Source organism: Dyella sp. RRB7 (genome assembly GCF_022761115.1).
Taxonomy (GTDB): domain Bacteria; phylum Pseudomonadota; class Gammaproteobacteria; order Xanthomonadales; family Rhodanobacteraceae; genus Dyella.
Window position 1 is genome coordinate 23,143 of the sequence record NZ_JAKWJS010000003.1, and the last position, 19,954, is coordinate 43,096.

Below are 19,954 nucleotides of genomic sequence, written 5' to 3' on the forward strand. Positions count from 1 at the left end.
CGCCTCGCATGCATCACCTGTCGAGACGACGCGCGGCGATACGACCCAAGGCCCAGAACACGGTAAGCGCGACGAACAGCCCCGCCAGGATGCCCGCGATCGCCATCAACGCGGGATACCGCGAAATATGCACCCACAGCCACGCGTACCACGGCAGGTGGCCGACGTAATAGGTGTTGCCCACGCTCAGCGCGGTGACGAGCTTGCCGCGCACCACGGTGAGATCGCCGCGCACTTCGCCCACCTTGGCATCGTCACCCAATACGTCGAGCAGACTGCCAAGCTGGTCCGACGTGTTGGCCGCCAGCGCCACCACGCTCCTGCGTTTGGCCAGCGGCGACTCGAAACCCACCAGGGCCGCCACGGGACCGTTGACGCTCATGGCGGCGCGCCCCATGGCGCCACTCACCACACGGCCATCCGGCGTGGACGGCTCGCGCAGCGAAAGCTCGGTCTGGCTGCTCGCGATCAACATCGGCAGCGCCTTGCCCCACTTCGCCAGCAACGCGCTGGACGAGCCGGTGCCGATGACCAGCAGGTCACGATCGCGCACGCTGTCCACCGCACTGGCAGGAACCAGTGAAACGCGCAGCGCAGGCAAGCCACTCCAGCGCCCCAGCTGGCCCAGCACGGTGAGCGCGGCCTCCGCCTCTTTCGCATCGGGCGTATCGGGCACCACCATGGCGGTATCGGCAAGGTCGGCCATGCGCGTGAACGGATAACCGCTGGTGGCGAAGAACGCCAGGTTCGGCATGGCCGTGTAGTGCACGAACTGGCTGAAGTCGATGCTGGAATCGGGCTCGATCCCGGCGCGCGCACTATCGGTGGCAGTGGAAACGCACAGCCCGGTCTTCTGCGAATCCATGTGGAACTGGAACTGGAACTGGTTGTTGCCGCCGATATGCAGCGCCGGCACGCGAATCTCCTCCTCGCCCCGCGCCTCCGTGCCTGCCAGCAACGGCACATTGAACTGCCGCTCCACGCCCGAAGGCGAGGCCGGCCGCAGTCGCACCGAACGCAGCAGCTGGTCGTTGATGCCGACATTGAGTACCGAGTCGTTGTATGCCGAAGGTGCGGTATAGCGATAGCGCACATCGAGCGGCACGCTGTGGCGCGCCCATGCGAACAAATCGGGCGGCAGCCGCATGTCGATGCGGATCGCCGGTGGGTTGAAGCCCGACGCCTGCAGCTGTCCCGGGTCGGTAACCAGTTCCTTGAACAGCACGGGCCGATTCACCGGCGTCCAGTTGGGCGCGTCATAGGGCTTGCGTTCGGGGCCCAGGTCCACCGTCTTCACGATGGCCTCGCTGCCGGACATGCCCGCCTGGCCCAACACCAGCGCGTTGGCGGCCAGCTGCAGCTCCTTTTCGTCACGACCCGCGATCACCAGCAACTTGTAGCCCGATTCGGGCGGGCTGGCCGGGTTGGGCATGACCCACACCGTCGGTCCCTTGATCTCGCCCAGGTTGAGGCCCGCTGGCTGTGCCTTGGGCAAGGCAAACGCAATGGCGTGACTGTCCGCAGGCGGTGTCTGCGCCACCGGGAAACGCGCGCCACGCCAACCGGCCAGCGCCCCGAGCCAGGAAGACACCACACCCGCCGCGCGCAACGTCGGCGCATCGACCTGCGCCGGCAACACGAACGGCACGACGAGGCGCCGGTTGTCGCGCCGGTCGAAAAAGGGCGCGGGCAACAAGGCCAGGCTATTGGGTAGACCGATGCGCGAGGTGGTGAGGTTCAACACCGTATCCGGGCTGATGTCCGCCCACAGCGACGAGTGATACGGGTCTTCGCAATGATCGAGCGTGTAGTGCGCAATCAGCTGCACGCTGACGCGATTGAAATCGGTGAACAGCCGCGGATCGAGATCGACCTCCCTGGTCACCGGCTGCCCGGCCAACGCCTTCTCCAGCGGCAACGTGGCGACCACCTCGCCGTTCAGATAAATCTTCAGGTGCGACAGCTCGTAGATCAGCGAAGGCGAATAGGTATAGCTGAGCTTGAGCTTGGCCGCCGTCACCACCTCGTCGTTGCGGATCGCCACGTTCAACGTGCTGGTGGGGTCCAGGCCACGCAGCTTGATCGCGCCATAGGCGCCCATCTGGCTCAATGAAACATCGCGCGCCTGGCCCGCAGGCGCATTCGCCGATGCAACGATCTCGCTGGCAGCGGGTGGCGTGGCCACCGCCGGTTTGTCGCCACCCGCAGCATCGCCGGCGTTCGCCGCGCCCGCGCTGCATGCGAGCCCACACCCCAAGAGCAGGACACCCAACCAAGCATGAAGAGAGAGCCGCATGGACTGTCGCCTTGGTCAGTGATGAAACATTGCGAACGGGTCGGCCCGCGCCACGGATTCCGTGCTCTGCGTTGTCGCTTCTTCCAACGACGGCCTGCCGCTCGATCCATCCCCTACGTCAAACCTGCAGTCTTGCGCATCCGCGCCGAAGCGTCGTGACGTGGGCGAGACGATCAAAGAACGTGGATAAAGGAAACGTGAATCGAAGGAATGTGCATTCCTTCGGCGGGCGCGATATCCCACGCCACGCTCAATGACAGCGCAAGTTACGACCGGCACGGCCGGCCGTGTTTTCAGATGACCGAGGCCTTGCCCCCATCCATGGGAATCACCGCCCCCGTGACGTAGCTGGCCAGCGGCGAGGCAAGAAACACCGCCACGTTGGCGATCTCCTGGGGCTCGGCCATGCGTCCCATGGGAATGTCGGCCAACTGCTCGGCGAGCAACTCATCCGTACCGCGACCACTGGCGCGAGAAGCGGCATCGAGACCCTCCTGCACACGACCGGTGCGGGTCATGCCGGGATTGACCACGTTGACGCGCACGCCTTGCGCGGCGTAGGCATTGGCATAGCCCACCGACGCGAGCATCAGCGCCGCATTGGCCGCGCCGCCGCCGATATGCAACGGATTGGCCTGGCGCCCTCCCTGCCCGACCACGTTGACGATGCTGCCGCGACCACGCGCCGCCATGTGGCGGATCACCGGATCGATCATGTGCATATAGGTGAAGTACTTAGCCTGCATCGATGCATGCATGGCATCGGCATGCAACTCGGCCACGGGCGTGCGCTTTGCCGCGCCCGCGCAATTGACCAGCACCTCGATGGGGCCGAATTCGTTCTCGATGTAATCGGTGACCATTTGCGCGGCCACGCTGTCGCGCAGATCGGCGGCCGCCACCTCCATATGCAGACCTTCGCGCTGCAGGTCGTGCTGGGCCGCATGCAGGTGGGCCAGGTCACGCGATACCCCCACCACCTTGGCGCCTTCACGTGCAAAGGCAAAGGCACAAGCCAGGCCGATGCCCTTGCTGGCGCCGGTGATAACGACGACACGTGCGCTCAAACCAAGATCCATGGATTCCGTCCTCTGGCGTTTCAACCGCATTGAACCACGGCGCATCCAAGGCAGTGTCCGGGTGATGCCTGTCATCCGCGATGGCTGATGGGCGGCCCTGCCCGGCGTCCGCCCCGGAGCGGACCATAACGCGCAAGAACGGGCCCGCGGGCCGCCCCATGGCCCGTTCAGCTTTATAGGCCATCAGTCATGTTGCCAATTCAAGCCCTGCCCTATTGACGATTCAAACTATGGTGTTATAGTTCACTACAACACCGGTCCACGAGAGCACTAAAGGAGAGCCGCCATGAAAGCGAACACCCTGCTAGCACTGACCGCCGCCGCCCTGTTCACCACGGTTGGCCTGGCCGCCATCAACTCCAACGTCCACAGTCTTCCTGCCAGCGAGATCAACGGCGTCAAGGTCATCACCCTGGCTCCGGTCGAGGTCCACCCCACGGCTGAGGACATGCGCGCCGCCGCGCTGCTGGCCGACGCCGGCATGGCCACCCTGACGATATCGCCGCTGCTGAACCCCGACGCCACTGCCAACAACAGCGCGCTCGGGGCCCAACTGGCCATGCCCTACTATTCGTTTGGCACCAAGCTCGGCCGTATCAGCAAGGAATAACCGTATGACCATCACCTGGAACGACAGCGTCCCGATCTACCGCCAGCTACGCGAACGCGTCGTGGCGATGATCCTGGACGGCGCCTTGAACGAGGGCGACCCGCTGCCGTCTGTGCGCCAGGTGGCAGCGGATTTCCAGATCAACCCGCTGACGGTTTCAAAGGCGTACCAGGAACTGGTCGACGATCAACTGGTTGAGAAAAGGAGGGGACTGGGCATGTTTGTCATCGATGGAGCCAGGGAGGCGCTGCTCAAATCCGAGCGCGAGCGGTTCCTGCGCGAGGAATGGCCGTCGCTTTACGCCCGCCTGCAGCGCCTCGGGCTGGATCTGAAAACCCTGTTGCGCGAAGCGCCGGACAATACGCCGGCCAGTGGGGAGAGCCAGTCATGAATGCCGTTGTCACCGCCCATGGCCTGACCAAGCGCTACAAGAATGCGCTGGCGCTGGACGACGTGAGCTTCCGGATCGACTCCGGCCGCATCGTGGGGCTCATCGGCCCCAACGGGGCGGGCAAGACCACGGCGTTGAAGGCCATTCTTGGCCTCACCGATTTCAAGGGCGAGTTGAATGTGCTGGGTTTCGACCCGCGCACGCATCGCGACCAGCTGATGGAACAGGTCTGCTTTATCGCCGACGTGGCCGTGCTGCCGCGCTGGATCCGGGTACGCGAGGCGGTCGATTTCGTGGCCAACGTGCATCCGCGCTTCAACCGCGCCAAATGCGAGGCCTTCCTGGCGCGCACCAAGCTCACCCCCAACCAGCGCGTGAAACAGATGTCCAAGGGCATGATCGTGCAGTTGCACCTGGCCCTGGTGATGGCCATCGATGCGCGCCTGCTGGTGCTGGACGAACCCACGCTGGGCCTGGACATCCTCTATCGCAAGCAGTTCTACCAGAGCCTGCTGGAGGACTACTTCGACGAAAACAAGACCATCATCGTCACCACCCACCAGGTGGAGGAGATCGAGCACATCCTCACCGACCTGATGTTCATCCGCGACGGCAAGCTGGTGCTGGATACCGACATGGATGCCGTGGGCGAGCGCTTTGCCGAACTGATGGTCAGCGCCGACCAGGCCGAGGCGGCCCGGCGGCTGAAGCCGCTGGACGAGCGTCAGGTGTTCGGCAAGAGCATTTTCCTGTTCGACGGTGCCGACCGCGCCACCCTGGAGAGCCTGGGTGAAGTACGCCGCCCCACCGTCAGCGACCTGTTTGTCGCCACCATGAAAGGGACTTACGCATGAAGACTTTCTACTGGCTTCTCAAGCGCGAGTACTGGGAGCATCGCGGCGGCTTTCTGTGGGCCCCGGTGATTGCCGGCGGCATTTACCTGTTGCTTACCCTGGTCGCCCTCGTCTCATCGTTGGGCAATCACGGGCCCATTATGATGATCGGCGGCCGGGATCTCGCCTGGGCCATCGACCATGCCGACCCCGAAAACCTGCAAAAAGCCGCTGCCGTCATCGACGGCATCATGATGGTCGCCGCAGTACAGGTGCTCGTAGTCACCGGCTTCGTCATGCTGTTCTACTTCATCGGCTGCCTGTACAACGACCGCGCCGACCGCAGCATCCTGTTCTGGAAATCGCTACCCATTTCCAACATCAACACGGTGCTGTCCAAGGCGGTCTGCGGCGGCTTGCTGGTTCCCGCATTTTCGGTGCTGATTGGCGTAACGGTGGGTGTACTGCAGTTGCTGATCATTGCGACGCTACTGGCCTTCCAGCACGTCAACGCCTGGCAGTTACTGCTGCTCGCCCACCCTGTTCACGCCACGGCGTCGCTGTTCAGCAGCATTCCACTGAATGCATTGTGGGCGCTGCCATCCATTGGCTGGCTGATGTTGTGCTCGTCATGGTCACGCACCAAGCCGTTCCTGTGGGCTGTACTGATTCCCGTCGTGGGCGGGCTGATGCTCACTTTCAGCGTTCTGCACCCGACGGGCGTGAACACTATCTGGATGTGGAAAAACATCATCCTGCGAGTGTTGCTCAGTGTGTTCCCCGGTTCCGGCTTCTTCTTCGAACATGGCCACATGGGTAACATCGGCAATGACGTCGATAGCAACAATCCGCTGGCCATGATCTCGCCCTTGCACACCTACCCGGATCTATTGTCCTCGCCCAACCTGTGGGTAGGCGTGGCGGCTGGCGCAGTGATGATTGCCTTGGCCATCTGGTTCCGCCGGGTACGCGACGACAGCTGACGGCCTTGCCCCGCTGGCACCTTCCGCACGGAGGCGGAGTGCTGGCGGGGCTCCCTTGCCCGATGGCACATCACGCGGATGACGCCACATGGCATGCTTCCCGGCATCGCATGAAGAAGGAACGCTACCCATGACTCCTCGACAGCTTCCCTTGCTGCTTGTCGTCGCGGCCCTGCTGTCAGCCTGCGGCAGCCACGGCGACGACACCCAGGTGTTCGGCGGTAATACCGATATCGTCAATCATCGCATCACGCTGCATGAGGGTCGCGTCACCATCAAGACGGGCGGAGCGCCCGATGCAGTGGTGGATGCGGAGGGCCAGTTGTCCATCGATGGCCACGACGTGCCGGTGAACGACGCGCAGCGCGCCTTGCTCAAGCGCTACAACGGTGCGGCCCAGGCCATGCGCGCCGATGCCCTCGCCACTGGCAAGGCCGGTGCCGCCACCGCCACCCAGGCGCTGAGTGCGGCGGCCGCCAAGGTGACTGGGAGCGACTCGGCCGAAACCGCCCGCGACAAGGTCGAGACGGCGGCCCGGCAGGTTCGCCAAGCCGCCGCCAAGATCTGCGATGACCTTGCCGAGATGAAAGCCGCGCAGGATGCGGTAGCAGCGCAGCTGGATGCGTTCAAACCCTATGCGGATGGGCTGGATACCACCAGCGTCGAGCGGTGCCGGGAACGCACCTCCTCCCACTGATGCCACCGCGCATGCGGTGGCGGTGCATTAACCGCCGCCACCGCCGCTGCCGTGGATGCCGCCACGCGTGAGGGTCATCGGATCGAGCAACTTCTGCAGCTCGCTCTTGGACAGCCCGGTGGTCTCCAGCGCCACGTCGAGAATCGGGCGCTTCTCCTTGTAGGCCTGCTTGGCGGTGGCGGCGCCCTTCTCGTAGCCGATCACCGGATTGAGCGCGGTGACCAGGATCGGGTTCTTGTCCAGCGCTTCCTTCACCCGCGCCGTATTCACCTTGAAGCCCGCGATGGCTTTGTCCGCCAGCAGCACGCTGACATTGGACAGGATGCCGATCGACTGCAGCAGGTTGTGCGCAATCAGCGGCAGCATCACGTTGAGCTGGAAGTTGCCGGACTGGCCGGCGATGGTGATGGCCGCATCGTTGCCGATGACCTGCGCGGCCACCATCGCGGTGGCCTCGGGAATCACCGGGTTCACCTTGCCCGGCATGATCGACGAACCCGGCTGCAATGCCGGCAGTTCGATCTCGCCCAGGCCAGCCAGCGGGCCCGAGTTCATCCAGCGTAGGTCGTTGGCGATCTTCATCAGCGCCACCGCCAGCGTCTTGAGCTGGCCGGACAGCTCCACCGCCGCATCCTGCGCGGCCATGCCTTCGAAATAATTGTCGGCCGGCTCGAAGCGAATATCGGTGAGCTTCTTCAGCTCGCGTGCCACGGCCGGCCCGAACTTCGGATCGGCATTGATGCCCGTACCCACCGCCGTGCCACCGAGCGGCAAGCGGCGCATGCGCTTCAGGCTGTCCTCGATGCGCTCGATCGCCGTGCCGATCTGTGCGGCCCAGCCGGAAAGTTCCTGCCCGAACGTCACTGGCATCGCATCCATCAGGTGCGTGCGGCCGGTCTTGGGTACGTTGCGCAGCTCGCGTGCGCGACGCTCGATGCTGCGCTTGAGATGCTTCAGCGCCGGCAGCAACTGCTCGCTGGTGGTGAGCGTGGCGCTGACGTGGATGGTGGTGGGAATCACGTCGTTGGAGCTCTGCCCATAGTTGACGTGATCGTTCGGGTGGATCTTGCCGCCGGCCTTGTTGGCCAGGTGCGCGATCACCTCGTTGGCATTCATGTTGGTGCTGGTGCCCGAGCCGGTCTGGAACACGTCGATGGGAAACTGGTCGTCGTACTCGCCCTCGGCCACCGCCAGCGCGGCCCGCCGAATGGCCGTGGCCTGGGTCTTCTTGAGATATCCCAGCGACAGGTTGGCATCCGCCGCGGCGGCCTTGACCAGGCCCAGCGCGCGAATGAAGGCGCGCGGCATGTGCAGGCCGGAGATCGGGAAATTGTCCACGGCACGCTGGGTCTGGGCGCCGTACAAGGCCGTGGATGGCACCTTGAGTTCGCCCATGCTGTCGTGTTCGATGCGGAACTGGCTCATATCCTTGCGATTCCTGCGGTGAAAGTTGCCTGACTATAGGCCCGGTTTCGTTAGCGCGCCGCCAAAAAGCGGACCGGACCGTGGCCGCCGGCGCCTGTTGTAAAATGCCCCCTTTCCCGTCTCCGGAAGTCTCCCCGATGTCCTCCCATGCCCTGACCGCCCTGTCGCCGCTGGACGGCCGCTATGCCAGCAAGGTCGAAACGCTGCGCCCCATCTTCAGCGAATTCGGCCTGATGCACCGCCGCGTGCAGGTGGAGATCGAATGGCTGCTGGCGCTGGCCGCCGACCCGGGCATCGTGGAACTGTCGGCGTTCTCGCCCGCGCAGATCGAAAAGCTCAAGGGCATCGCAGCGGATTTCAGCGTCGATGACGGCGCCCGCATCAAGGCCATCGAGGCCACCACCAACCACGACGTGAAGGCGGTGGAGTATTTCATCAAGGAGCGCATCGGCAACGACGCGTCGCTGGCCCAGGCCAAGGAATTCGTGCACTTCGCCTGCACCAGCGAAGACATCAACAACCTTTCCTACGCCCTGATGCTGCGCGATGCGCGCACGCAGGTACTGCTGCCGGCCATCGACGGCATCATCGCCCAGCTGCGCGAACTGGCCCACGCCAACGCCGGCCTGCCGATGCTGTCGCGCACGCACGGCCAGACCGCCTCGCCCAGCACGCTGGGCAAGGAACTGGCCAATGTGGTGGCGCGCCTGGAGCGCCAGCGCAAGCAGCTCGCCGCGCTGGAAGTGCCGGGCAAGATCAACGGCGCCGTGGGCAACTACAACGCCCACGCCATCACCTATCCCGAGCTGGACTGGCGCGGTTTCTCGCAGCGCTTCGTGGAAAGCCTGGGCCTGGACTACAACGCCTACACCACGCAGATCGAGCCGCATGACGGCGTGGCCGAATACTGCGACGCGGTGCGCCGCGCCAACATCATCCTGATCGATCTGGCGCGCGACATCTGGGGCTATATCTCGCTGGGTTACTTCAAGCAGGCACTGAAGGCTGGCGAGGTGGGTTCGTCCACCATGCCGCACAAGGTCAACCCGATCGACTTCGAGAATGCCGAAGGCAACTTCGGCCTCGCCAACGCCCTGCTCGGCCACTTCGCCGAGAAGCTGCCGATCAGCCGCTGGCAGCGCGACCTCACCGATTCCACCGTGCTGCGCGCGCTGGGCACCGCGTTCGGCCACACGCTGGTGGCACTGGAATCGCTGAAGAAGGGCCTGGGCAAGCTCACCGTGAATGCCGACCGCCTCGCCGCCGACCTCGACGCCAGCTGGGAAGTGCTGGCCGAAGCCGTGCAGACGGTGATGCGCCGCTATGGCCTGCCGGAACCGTATGAACAGCTCAAGGCGCTGACCCGCGGCCAGGGCATCACCAGGGATTCCATGCGCAGCTTCATCACCGGCCTCGACCTGCCGGCCGATGCCAAGCAGCGCCTGCTCGATCTCACGCCGGGCAGGTACATCGGTTTGGCCGAGCCGCTGGCGCGCGATATCTGATCGCACGGGCGGCCGGCGCAAGGCCGCTCGCCCGCCATTCGGTCACCGCAGTTTGCTCTCCGGCTTCATCAGGTCGCGCAGCACGAGCGTCATAGCAATACCGCGCTCCTTGCAAGGCTGATATGCAGGAGCGCACGCTGCGCGCGAGCGGTCCGCGACGAGGCGATCACTCCACCTCGTCGGACCCTTCGTTGACGCCTTCGAACAGGAAGGTGGACAGATAGCGCTCGCCGGTATCCGGCAGCATGGCCAGCAACACCGAGCCCTCCGGCGCATCCTGTGCCACCTTGAGTGCGGCGGCCACGGTGGCACCTGCCGAGATGCCGACGAAAATGCCCTCTTTCTGCGCCAGCTCGCGCGAGGTATCGCGCGCCAGCACATCGTCCACCGGCAGGATCTGGTGCACCACCTCGCGATTGAGCACGCCCGGCACGAAGTCCGGCGTCCAGCCCTGGATCTTGTGCGGCTGCCATGGGTTGCCCGTCAGCAAGGCCGCGCCCGCAGGCTCGCTGGCGATCAGCTTCACTTCCGGGCGCGCCACCCGCAGCACTTCGCCCACGCCGGTCAGCGTGCCACCGGTACCCCAGCCGGTGACGAAATAATCCAGTCGCTTGCCGGCGAAATCGCGCAGGATTTCCGGCGCCGTGGTGTTGCGGTGATAGGCCGGGTTGGCCGGGTTATCGAACTGCTGCGCCAGGAACCAGCCATGCTTGTCGGCCAGCTCCTTGGCCTTGCGCACCATGCCGCTGCCGCGTTCGGCGGCCGGGGTCAGCAACACCTTGCCACCATAGGCGCGGATGAGCTTGCGCCGTTCGATCGAGAAGGTTTCGGTCATCACGGCCACGAAGGGGTAGCCACGTGCCGCGCACACTGCGGCAAGCGCCACGCCGGTATTGCCGGAGGTCGCTTCCACCACGGTCTGGCCCGGCTTGAGCACGCCGCGCTTCTCGGCGTCGATGATGATGGCGTAGGCCAGGCGATCCTTCACCGAGCCGGCAGGATTGAATGCCTCCACCTTGGCATACAGCGTCACGTGCTTCGGCGCCAGCCGATGAAGGCGCACGATGGGCGTGTTGCCGATGGTGTCGAGAATACTGTCGTAAATCATGGAATTACTCCGTGGCACGGCATGGATGGAAAACGGTGGGCGGCGCGCCGGATGGTGCGCCAGTTCAAGGTTAAGGCTGCGTCAAGCCATCAAGGTCTCGGGCAGGCGCGATGGCAAAGGCTGCGCGCTGCCCAGCGGCGGCGGCCCAAACCATGCCAGCGATGTCGCCAGCGATGCGACCTCGCCGATGATCAGCAAGGCGGGCGAACGAACCTGGTGTTCGGCGGCGCGCTCGACCAGGGTCGACAACGTGCCGGTAACCACGCGCTGCTCCGGCCGCGAGCCGTTTTCGACCAGGGCGAATGGCGTGGTGGCGGCACGACCATGGGCCAGCAGCTGTTGCTGTAGCGCGGGCAGTTCGCTGGTGCCCATGTAGACGGCCAGGGTCTGGCGTTCCTGCGCCAGTGCCCGCCAGTCAAGCGTATCGACCGAACCCTGGCAATGCGCCGTCACCAGGCGCACCGATTGCGCGTGATCGCGGTGGGTCAGCGGCACGCCGGCATAGGCGGCACAGGCCAGCGCGGCGGTGATGCCGGGCACCACTTCATAGGGAATGCCATGCTCGCGCAGAAATTCCAGCTCCTCGCCCCCGCGACCGAACACAAAAGGGTCACCGCCCTTCAGGCGCACCACGCGCCGGCCCGCCGTCGCATGCTGCAACATCAATGCGTGAATCTGCTGCTGGGTCGCATGGTGATGGCCGGCCTGCTTGGCCACCTCGATACGCTCGGCATCGCGACGCGCCAGCGCCAGCACCTCGGCGCTGACCAGGCGGTCGTGCAGAATCACATCGGCCTCGTTGAGCGCGCGCAAGCCCTTGAGCGTAAGCAGGCCCGGATCGCCCGGCCCTGCGCCCAGCAGCACCACCGAGCCCAGCGGCTCGACCTCGGCCGATTCGAGCAGCCTGCTCACGGCCTCTTCGGCCAGCGCAAACTGCCCACGGCGCAGCAGGCTCTGCACGGGGCCGCGGATCAATCGATCATAGAAACGTCGGCGCGCCGCCAGATCCGGCAGGTGCGCCCGAATGCGATGGCGCATCTCGCCCAATAGCGAGGCGAGCGGCGCGATCACCGGATCGACCAGCGTCTCCAGCCGTTCGCGCAGCAGGCGCGCCAGCATGGGGGTACGGCCACCGCTGGAGATGGCGATGGTGACGGGCGCGCGGTCGATCACCGCCGGCACGTGGAAGCTCGACAGCGATGCGTCATCCACCACATTGGCGAACAGGTGCCGGCCCTGTGCCAATGCCGCGATGCGGCCATGCAGGGCCGCATCGTCGGTGGCCGCAATCACCAGCCATACGCCGTCGAGCCACGCTTCCTCGAAGCAACCCGGGCGCCACCACACCTGCCCCTGCTCCACCCAGCCGCGCAACGCGGAAGTCAGTTCCGGCGCCCCGACGGTGACGCGCGCCCCTGCGTCCAGCAAGGCTGCCACCTTGCGTTCGCCAATCACGCCACCGCCCACCACCAGTACCTGGCGTCCGGAGAGATCCGCGAACAACGGGTACAGCTTCATGGATACGGGAGGCTCCATCGAGGAAAGACGCCGGAACCGGCCCATTCCACGCTAGGCAGCCGCCCGCAAGGACACAAATAATTTGTGTGGCGGTACATATACCTGGCGGTTATAAGGCGCTGCCCGCCCGGCCCCGTTTGTTACAAAGTATTGACGCGCTGCACCAACGGCTGTATAGACGTCTAATTCACGCTCACTGCCACGTTGCCATTGCCGCCATGGACAGCCTTCGCCAACCTCGCTACATCGATGCCGCCGCCCGCGCGGGCGGTCGCGTGTCCAGGAGGATGACGCGATGTATCCGCTCTGCGACCACGAGCACCCACCCTCTCGATCGCCCGCGGAATCCCTGCCATGACTCTCACCCAATTGCGCTACCTGGTCGCCATCGCTGACGCCGGACTCAACATCACCCTGGCCGCCGAACGGGTGCACGCCACCCAGCCCGGCCTGAGCAAACTGCTGCGCCAACTGGAAGACGAACTCGGCTTCCAGCTGTTCCACCGCAAGGGTCGCAGCCTGCACGCGATCACCCACGCCGGCACGCATGTGCTCGAGCGGGCCCGCGTCATCCTGGCCGAGGCGGCCAATATCCGCTCCATTGCGGCCAATCTGCGCAACGAGTCGCGCGGCACGCTGCGCATCGCCACCACGCATACCCAGGCCCGCTTTGCACTGCCCAGCGCGGTGGCCGCACTGAGCCGCAGCTACCCGCAGGTGAGCGTGCACCTGCAGCCGGTCAGCGATGCCGATGTGATCTCCCTGCTCGATGGCGGGCACGTCGACCTGGCCATCGTCAGCACGGCGGCCGGGGCACCGCCGCCCAATGGCATCGCCCTGCCCGCCTATCGATGGAACCGCATCGTGGTGGTGCCCCACGGGCATCCGCTGGGTCGCCAGCCCAAGGCGCCCACGCTGGAGCAGCTGGCCGCCTACCCGCTGATCAGCTACGACTCCTCGCTGAAGCCCGAATCCTCGTTGGCGCGGGCCTTCCATGCGGCAAGCCTGCACCCGCAGATCGCCATGACGGCCAGCGACGCCGACCTGATCAAGACCTATGTGCGCGAGGGCCTGGGCATTGGCGTGCTGGCCGAGATGGCGTTCCAGCCCGAGCACGACACCGATCTGCGAGAACTGAGCGCCGACGGACTGTTCTCGCCCTGCACCACCTGGATCGTGCTGCGCCGGGAAAGCGTGCTGCGCGAGTACACCCTGGATTTCATCAACGTATTCGCCCCCCATCTGGAACGCCGCGCGGTCAGCCGGGCGCTCGCCACCGGCGGCGCCGGCACCTCGCACTGGCCGGGCGTGCCGCATTGGCGCGAGCGACAGGTACCGCTCCGCGTGGCCGAGGCACTGGTCGAAGCGCAGTAAGCGCTTTACCCGTCATTCCCGCGAAAGCGGGAATGACGGGCGAGAACACAAAACTGCGCTAGCCCTGCAACAAACCACGCCGTCGCAACAACCCCAGAATATCCCGCGCCAATGCCACCGGCTCAGCCGCATGGCCATCCAGGCGCAGCTCGGGATGCTCCGGTACTTCGTAGGGATCGCTGATGCCGGTGAAGTGCGCAATCGTGCCGGCTCGCGCCTGGGCATACAGCCCCTTGCGATCGCGCGACTCGCACACGTCCAGCGGCGTGGCCACGTGGATCTCGATGAAGTCGCCGTGCGCCTCGACCAGTGCGCGGGCCTCGGCACGCGCATCGGCATACGGTGCGATCGGCGCGCATACGGCGATGCCGCCATGCCGCACGATCTCGCTGGCGACATAACCAATGCGCGTGACATTGGCGCTGCGGTCCTCCCGCGAATAACCCAGGCCGCGCGACAGGTGCTTGCGCACCTCGTCACCGTCCAGCACGGTCACCGCGCGACTGGTCTGCTCCAGCAGCTTCGCTACCACCGCCTGGGCGATGGTCGATTTGCCGGCGCCGGAAAGCCCGGTGAAGAACAACGCGAAACCGCGCGGCGCCTGCGCCGGATGGCGCTCGCGCAGAATCTCCACCACCTCGGGGAAACTGAACCAGGAAGGGATGTCGCTGCCTTCCTGCAAATGCCGGCGTAGCTGGGTGCCGGAGATATCGCGCACCTCGTCATCGGGCCGCACTTCGGTCGATGGCAGATAGGTATCGCGATTGGCGACATAGACCATGGCCGGAAACGGCACGATACGGATGCCCAGCTCGTCCTGGTGCTGTTCAAGCAGATGCTGGGCATCGAACGGACCATAGAACGGCTGGCCGCTCGCGTCCGTGCCGGGGCCGGCGTGATCGCGCCCCACGATGAAATGGCTGGCGCCATAGTTCTTGCGGATGATCGCGTGCCACAGCGCCTCGCGCGGGCCGCCCATGCGCATGGCCAGCGGCAGCAGCGAAAGCCGCACGCTGTTGGCCGGATACTGCGGCAGCAGCGCCTGATAGCAGCGCACCCGCGTGTAATGATCGATATCGCCCGGCTTGGTGCGCCCCACCGACGGCTGCAACAGCAGCTTGGCGCCCACCTGCTGGGCGGCGCGCAGGGTCAGCTCGCGGTGGGCGCGATGCATCGGGTTGCGCGTCTGGAATGCCACGATGCGATGCCAGCCATGCGCCGCGAACCACTCGCGCGAGGAACGCGGCGTATCGCGCAGCTCGGCAAAGTCGTAATGCGCCGGCGCCTGGATGCCGCGCACCCGGCCGCCCAGGTTCACCGGTCGATAGCGATCGAGCAGTTCGGCCACGCCGGGATGCGCGCGATCGGTGGTACCGAACACGCGGGCCGCTTCGTGCTCGCGATCGGGGCGGTAGATATCCTCCACGTCGAGCACGGCCAGCGGCACGCCCTGCGAATCGCGCAGCACCACCTCGCTGCCCGGCGCCAGTCGCGCAGCGAAGGCTTCACTGACATCCAGCGTGATGGGCATGGGCCACAACGTGCCATCGGCCAGCCGCAACCCATCCACCACGCTGCGATAGTCGCGTTGCGTCAGGAACCCTTCCAGCGGCGAAAACGCGCCATTCAACAGCAACTCCAGATCGCACAGCTGGCGCGTATCGAGATCGATCCCCGGCAATCCGGCACTACGCTGCTTCAGCTGCCCGGCCGCCTCCGATGGCAGATACAACTCCTTGAGCACGCCGCCATGCGGCGCGATCAGATCGGCGGATGCATTCGGTGCGGGGAAGAGGACGTCGGCTTGGGCAAGGGCGTTTTGACTCATCTTGGCTGCTTGTTTTATCGGGGATAACGGCCTGCGCGAGGCACGCAGCAAACTCATGCGTCGCACGCGGATGAGGCCAGGCCGTGAAGGCCGCATTCGCGCTTGAGTCCGAAGAAACGGGTCGAATCGATGTCCTTGCCAGGCTCCCAGCGATGCGAGGTGTGAACGTCGCCGATGGAGAGATAACCCTGTTCCCACAGGGGGTGGTAAGGCAGCTTGTGCTTAGCCAGGTATTGGCCCACGTCGTAGTCGGTCCAGTCCGCGATGGGATGGAACTTCCATCGCCCATCGTGCCGTTCCGCGTAGTGGATGGCCGCACGCGAACGGGCCTGGCCGCGCCGCAAACCGGCGAACCACGAGCCCGCGCCCAGCGCGGCCAGTGCCTGCCGCATGGGCTCGACCTTGCGCATCTGGTTGTAACGATCGATGCCGGTCACGCCCTGCTCCCATAAGCGCCCCTCGCGGGCCTCCATCCAGGCGGGACTCTGCGGTGCGCTGTACACCTTGAGGTTCAGCGCCAGGCGGTCGCTCAGTTCGTCGACGAAGCGATAGGTCTCGGGAAACAGATACCCCGTGTCGATCAACACCACCGGCAACGCGGCCCGCCGGCGCGTCAGCAGATGCAGCGACACCGCGGCCTGCGCGCCAAAGCTCGACGACAGCACATGCTCCCCCGGCGCGTGTTCGAGCGCCCATTCCACGCGTGCTTCCGCCGTGAGCGTATCCAGCCATTGGTTCAGCGCATCCAGTGCCTTGGCGTCGTGCCACGCTTCCTCCAACTGCGATGGATTCACGCCACGCCCTCCAAAGGAATCTGCCGGGATGATGTATCGATCACGTGGCTGCGCAGGAGGAAGTCGCCAAAATGTTCGCCCGTTGCGCGTTCCGCCGCATAGCGCGCGAACAGCGGCGAAAGTGCGTCGAGAATCGCCGCCTCGTCCACATTCTCGGCATAGAGGCGGTTGAGGCGCTGGCCGCGGAAGTCGGCACCCAGGCGCAAGTCATAGCGCCCTGGCCCGCGCCCCACCAGGGCGATCTCGCCCAGATAAGGCCGCGAGCACCCATTGGGGCAACCGGAGAGCCGCAGCAGGATGGGTTCATCATGAAGACCATGCGATGCGAGCAAGGATTCCAGCCTGGGCAAGAGCTGCGGCAGGTAGCGCTCGGCCTCGGCCATGGCCAGCCCGCAAGTGGGCAGCGCCACGCACGCCACCGCGTGGCGACGGATACCGCTGTGCGTGCGGTAACCATCCAGGCCATGCGCGGCGACGATGGCGTCGATGCGCGCGCGCTGATCGGCCGATACGTTGGCGACGATGACGTTCTGGTTGCAGGTAAGACGGAAGTCGCCTTCATGGACCTGCGCCAACTCGCGCAGCCCGCTGAGCCAGCGACGCTCGCCCACGTCGGCCAGGCGGCCGGATTCAATCTGCAAGGTGAGGTGCCAGCGACCATCGGCGCCTTCCACCCAGCCGTAGCGGTCGCCGTTGTGCTCGAAGCGGTAGGCGCGCTCGGGCAGCAGCGCGAAACCCAGCCTTGCTTCCACCTCGGCCTTGAACACATCGAGCCCGCGATGGTCGATGGTGTACTTCAGCCTGGCGTGCTTGCGCTCGGCGCGGTTGCCCCAGTCTCGCTGCACGGCCACCACCGCCTCGGCCACGGCGAACAACTGCCCGGGCGTCACGAAGCCGATCACGCTGGCCAGGCGCGGATACGTACTGGGATCGCCATGACTGGCGCCCATGCCACCGCCCACCGCTACGTTGAAACCCTGCAGCTGGCCATCCTGGATGATGGCGATCAGGCCCAGGTCCTGCGCGAACACATCGACATCGTTGAGCGGCGGGATCGCCAGCCCGATCTTGAACTTGCGCGGCAGGTAGGTGGCGCCGTAGAGCGGCTCCTCGTCCTTCGGCTCGCCCACCAGCGGCTCGCCGTCGAGCCATATCTCGTGATAGGCACGCGTGCGCGGCGCCAACCCGTCGGACAGCCGCGTCGCCCATGCGTAGGCCAGTGCATGCGCCGACGATTCGATGGGATTGGGCGTGCTCACCACGTTGCGCACCACGTCGCCGCAGGCGGCAATGGTGGTGGCCAGGGCGTCGTGGATGGCGGCGATGGTCGGCTTCAGGTCGTGCTTGATGATGCCGTGCCACTGGAACGTCTGCCGCGTGGTGATGCGCAGCGTGCCATTGGCATACTCGCGCGCCAGGCGGTCATAGACCAGCCATTGCGCCGGCGTCACCACGCCGGAGGGAAGTCGCGCACGCAGCATGAAAGCGTACGCCGGCTCCAGCTTCTGCTTGCGGCGTTCCTCGCGCAGGTCGCGATCGTCCTGCAGATAGCTGCCATGGAATTTCAGCAGCTTGTTGTCATCGTCGCTGATGGCGTTGGTGACGGGATCGCGCAGACCTTCGGCAATGGTGCCGCGCAGGTAGCGGCTGCCGGCCTTGATGCGCTCGAAATCGGAAAGTGGCGTGGTCATGTCAGTACACGTCGCGGGCGTAGCGGCCCTGTTGCAGCAAGCCGGCCAGCCACTCCCGTGCCTGGTCGGGTGATTGGCCGCCATGCGTCACGGCCACCTCGATGAGCGCCGCGTGCACATCCCTGGCCATGCGGCTGGCATCGCCGCAGACATACAGGTGCGCGCCGTCCCGCAGCCAGGCGTAGAGTTCGCGGCCCTGCTCGCGCAGTCGCTGTTGCACATAGACCTTGGCGGCGCCGTCGCGCGAGAAAGCCAGGTCGAGCCGATGCAGCGAACCGTCACGCAAGGCGGCCTGCCACTCCACCTGGTAAAGGAATTCGCTGGTGAAATGACGGTTGCCGAAGAACAGCCAGTTGCGTCCACGCGCGCCGGTCTCGCGGCGCTCCTGCAGGAACGCGCGGAACGGCGCGACGCCGGTACCGGGGCCGATCATGATGATGTCGCGGGCATCGTCCGGCGGCAGGCGGAAACGTTCGTTCGCTTCGATATAGACCGGCAGCCGCTGCTCGTCGCCAGCCGCCGCAATGAAGGACGATGCGGCCCCCCAATGCGACTCGCCATCGGCACGATAGTCGACCACAGCCACGGTGAGGTGCACCTCATCGCCCACCGCTTTCTGGCTGGACGCAATGGAGTACAAGCGGGGCGTCAACGGCCGCAGCGCGGCGACCAGTGCCTCGGGCGACCACGCCGCCGGATGGCGTCGCCACAGGTCGATCGGCTGGTGATCGTTCAACAAGGCGGCCAGCGCGCCGGACTGGTCCGGCCGCAGTAGCCGCGCCAGCTCCGCGTCGCCGCTGACATCGGCGAGCGCGACCACCAGCGGACGGCTCAATCGCGTCAGCTCGCGTTCGCGCGCCAGCCAGTCACGCAACGGCAGGGTGCGGCTTTCATGGGTCACCGCCTGCTCGCCATCCAGCTTCAACACCGACAGCCATTGCCGCACCAGCGCGGGCGGGTTGCTCGGCCATACGCCCAGCGCATCGCCCGGCTGATAGGCGAGGCCCGAGCCTTCCAGCGACAACTCGACATGCCGCACGTCACGCCCGGCGTCACGCGCCACGATGGTCTGGTTTTCCAGCACGGCAGCGGCAAACGGACGCTCGCGCGAGAACAGCGGCCGGCTCGGCACCGGTTGCAGGGTGGCCACGCGCGCCGTGGGTTGCGCGGTCCCCAGCACGTCCCTTGCCTGCTCCAGCGCGTATTCCACCCACGGCCCGGCCACCGCGTCGACATCCACGTCGGCTTCGCCGAGCGGCGCGAATCGCAACGCCCCCAGCTCGGCCAGGCGCGCATCGAGCTGGCGGCCTATCGCGCAGAACTGCGGGTAGCTGGAGTCGCCCAGCCCAAGCACGGCAAAACGCAGGTTCGGCAGCCGCGGGGCACGCTTGCCCAGCACGAATTCGACCAGGGCGCGGGCATCGTCCGGCGGCTCGGCATCGCCCTGGGTGCTGATCACCACCACGAGATGGGTTTCCTTGGCCAGTTCCCGCTGCGGATAGCCATCGGCACGCACCAGGCGCACCGCCAGGCCGGCCGCCTCGGCGCGCACGCTCAACTCGCTGGCAATGCGCTTGGCCTGCCCCGTCTGGCTGCCGTAGAGAATGGTCAACCGCTCGCCGGCGGCCTTGGCCGTCGCCGGGTCGGGTTGCGGGTGCCCCCGCAGGCGCTCTGCCCGGGCGGCACTCCAGGCGGCGAGCCAGTAGAGTTCGGCGGCGCTCAGCCCCTCAGCCAGTCGTTCGAGCGTGGCAAGACGTTCGCCATCCAGGGATGCCAGCCGGTTCTCTGCCACCACCGCATTCACATCGGCTTCCTTTGGACG

The 19,954-nt window shown here is 65.8% G+C and carries 16 protein-coding genes; 7 read left to right on the forward strand and 9 right to left on the reverse strand.

What is annotated here, in order from left to right; translation table 11 throughout:
- Positions 1-13: 13 nt before the first annotated feature.
- Both bcsB and MJ606_RS09110 read right to left on the reverse strand, forming a co-directional pair.
- Entirely contained in the window at positions 14-2,185 is a 2,172-nt protein-coding gene (bcsB, locus tag MJ606_RS09105; protein ID WP_243049217.1) for a cellulose biosynthesis cyclic di-GMP-binding regulatory protein BcsB, read from the reverse strand.
- A 404-nt stretch (positions 2,186-2,589) separates the two neighbouring features.
- The gene (locus MJ606_RS09110; protein WP_243049218.1) at positions 2,590-3,363 is read right to left on the reverse strand and encodes an SDR family oxidoreductase; all 774 of its coding nucleotides are present in this window, start codon (positions 3,361-3,363) and stop codon (positions 2,590-2,592) included.
- A 298-nt stretch (positions 3,364-3,661) separates the two neighbouring features.
- On the opposite strand from MJ606_RS09110, the gene MJ606_RS09115 reads away from it, so the two are divergent.
- The 5 genes from MJ606_RS09115 to MJ606_RS09135 all read left to right on the forward strand — a co-directional run bounded on the left by MJ606_RS09115 (position 3,662) and on the right by MJ606_RS09135 (position 6,889).
- Positions 3,662-3,985 carry a hypothetical protein gene (locus tag MJ606_RS09115; RefSeq protein ID WP_243049219.1) on the forward strand — a complete coding sequence of 108 codons (324 nt, stop codon included), beginning with the start codon at positions 3,662-3,664 and terminating at the stop codon, positions 3,983-3,985.
- Between the two features lie 4 nt (positions 3,986-3,989).
- Positions 3,990-4,376: a GntR family transcriptional regulator gene (locus tag MJ606_RS09120; protein ID WP_243049220.1), complete on the forward strand. Its 387-nt coding sequence runs from the start codon at positions 3,990-3,992 to the stop codon at positions 4,374-4,376.
- The gene (locus MJ606_RS09125) at positions 4,373-5,230 is read left to right on the forward strand and encodes an ABC transporter ATP-binding protein (protein ID WP_243049221.1); all 858 of its coding nucleotides are present in this window, start codon (positions 4,373-4,375) and stop codon (positions 5,228-5,230) included. Before MJ606_RS09120 ends, MJ606_RS09125 begins: the two co-directional genes overlap by 4 nt.
- A complete protein-coding gene (locus MJ606_RS09130) occupies positions 5,227-6,192 on the forward strand; it encodes a hypothetical protein (RefSeq protein ID WP_243049222.1) in 966 nt (321 codons plus the stop codon). Before MJ606_RS09125 ends, MJ606_RS09130 begins: the two co-directional genes overlap by 4 nt.
- A gap of 130 nt (positions 6,193-6,322) precedes the next feature.
- A complete protein-coding gene (locus MJ606_RS09135; protein WP_243049223.1) occupies positions 6,323-6,889 on the forward strand; it encodes a DUF2884 family protein in 567 nt (188 codons plus the stop codon).
- 27 nt (positions 6,890-6,916) lie between these two features.
- Here MJ606_RS09135 and MJ606_RS09140 read toward each other — a convergent pair whose 3' ends face one another.
- Positions 6,917-8,314: a class II fumarate hydratase gene (locus MJ606_RS09140; protein WP_243049224.1), complete on the reverse strand. Its 1,398-nt coding sequence runs from the start codon at positions 8,312-8,314 to the stop codon at positions 6,917-6,919.
- A 137-nt stretch (positions 8,315-8,451) separates the two neighbouring features.
- On the opposite strand from MJ606_RS09140, the gene purB reads away from it, so the two are divergent.
- The gene (gene purB / locus MJ606_RS09145) at positions 8,452-9,819 is read left to right on the forward strand and encodes an adenylosuccinate lyase (protein WP_243049225.1); all 1,368 of its coding nucleotides are present in this window, start codon (positions 8,452-8,454) and stop codon (positions 9,817-9,819) included.
- Positions 9,820-9,985: 166 nt separating this feature from the next.
- Here the strand turns inward: purB and cysK are convergent, their stop codons facing one another.
- Both cysK and cysG read right to left on the reverse strand, forming a co-directional pair.
- Positions 9,986-10,927 carry a cysteine synthase A gene (gene cysK / locus MJ606_RS09150; RefSeq protein WP_243049226.1) on the reverse strand — a complete coding sequence of 314 codons (942 nt, stop codon included), beginning with the start codon at positions 10,925-10,927 and terminating at the stop codon, positions 9,986-9,988.
- A gap of 81 nt (positions 10,928-11,008) precedes the next feature.
- Positions 11,009-12,445, reverse strand: coding sequence for a siroheme synthase CysG (gene cysG / locus MJ606_RS09155; protein ID WP_243049227.1), 1,437 nt, complete (start codon positions 12,443-12,445; stop codon positions 11,009-11,011).
- A gap of 354 nt (positions 12,446-12,799) precedes the next feature.
- Between cysG and MJ606_RS09160 the strand changes: the two genes are divergently transcribed.
- A complete protein-coding gene (locus MJ606_RS09160; RefSeq protein ID WP_243049228.1) occupies positions 12,800-13,819 on the forward strand; it encodes a LysR substrate-binding domain-containing protein in 1,020 nt (339 codons plus the stop codon).
- Between the two features lie 58 nt (positions 13,820-13,877).
- Here MJ606_RS09160 and MJ606_RS09165 read toward each other — a convergent pair whose 3' ends face one another.
- From MJ606_RS09165 to MJ606_RS09180, 4 genes are read right to left on the reverse strand one after another with little or no spacing between them, the layout of a single operon-like run.
- Positions 13,878-15,647: a bifunctional sulfate adenylyltransferase/adenylylsulfate kinase gene (locus MJ606_RS09165; protein ID WP_243049229.1), complete on the reverse strand. Its 1,770-nt coding sequence runs from the start codon at positions 15,645-15,647 to the stop codon at positions 13,878-13,880.
- 53 nt (positions 15,648-15,700) lie between these two features.
- Positions 15,701-16,441, reverse strand: coding sequence for a phosphoadenylyl-sulfate reductase (locus tag MJ606_RS09170; RefSeq protein WP_243049230.1), 741 nt, complete (start codon positions 16,439-16,441; stop codon positions 15,701-15,703).
- Complete coding sequence (cysI, locus tag MJ606_RS09175) at positions 16,438-18,132, reverse strand: assimilatory sulfite reductase (NADPH) hemoprotein subunit (protein WP_243049231.1); 1,695 nt, start codon at positions 18,130-18,132, stop codon at positions 16,438-16,440. Before cysI ends, MJ606_RS09170 begins: the two co-directional genes overlap by 4 nt.
- A gap of 1 nt (position 18,133) precedes the next feature.
- Positions 18,134-19,936: an assimilatory sulfite reductase (NADPH) flavoprotein subunit gene (locus tag MJ606_RS09180; RefSeq protein ID WP_243049232.1), complete on the reverse strand. Its 1,803-nt coding sequence runs from the start codon at positions 19,934-19,936 to the stop codon at positions 18,134-18,136.
- Positions 19,937-19,954 lie beyond the last annotated feature (18 nt).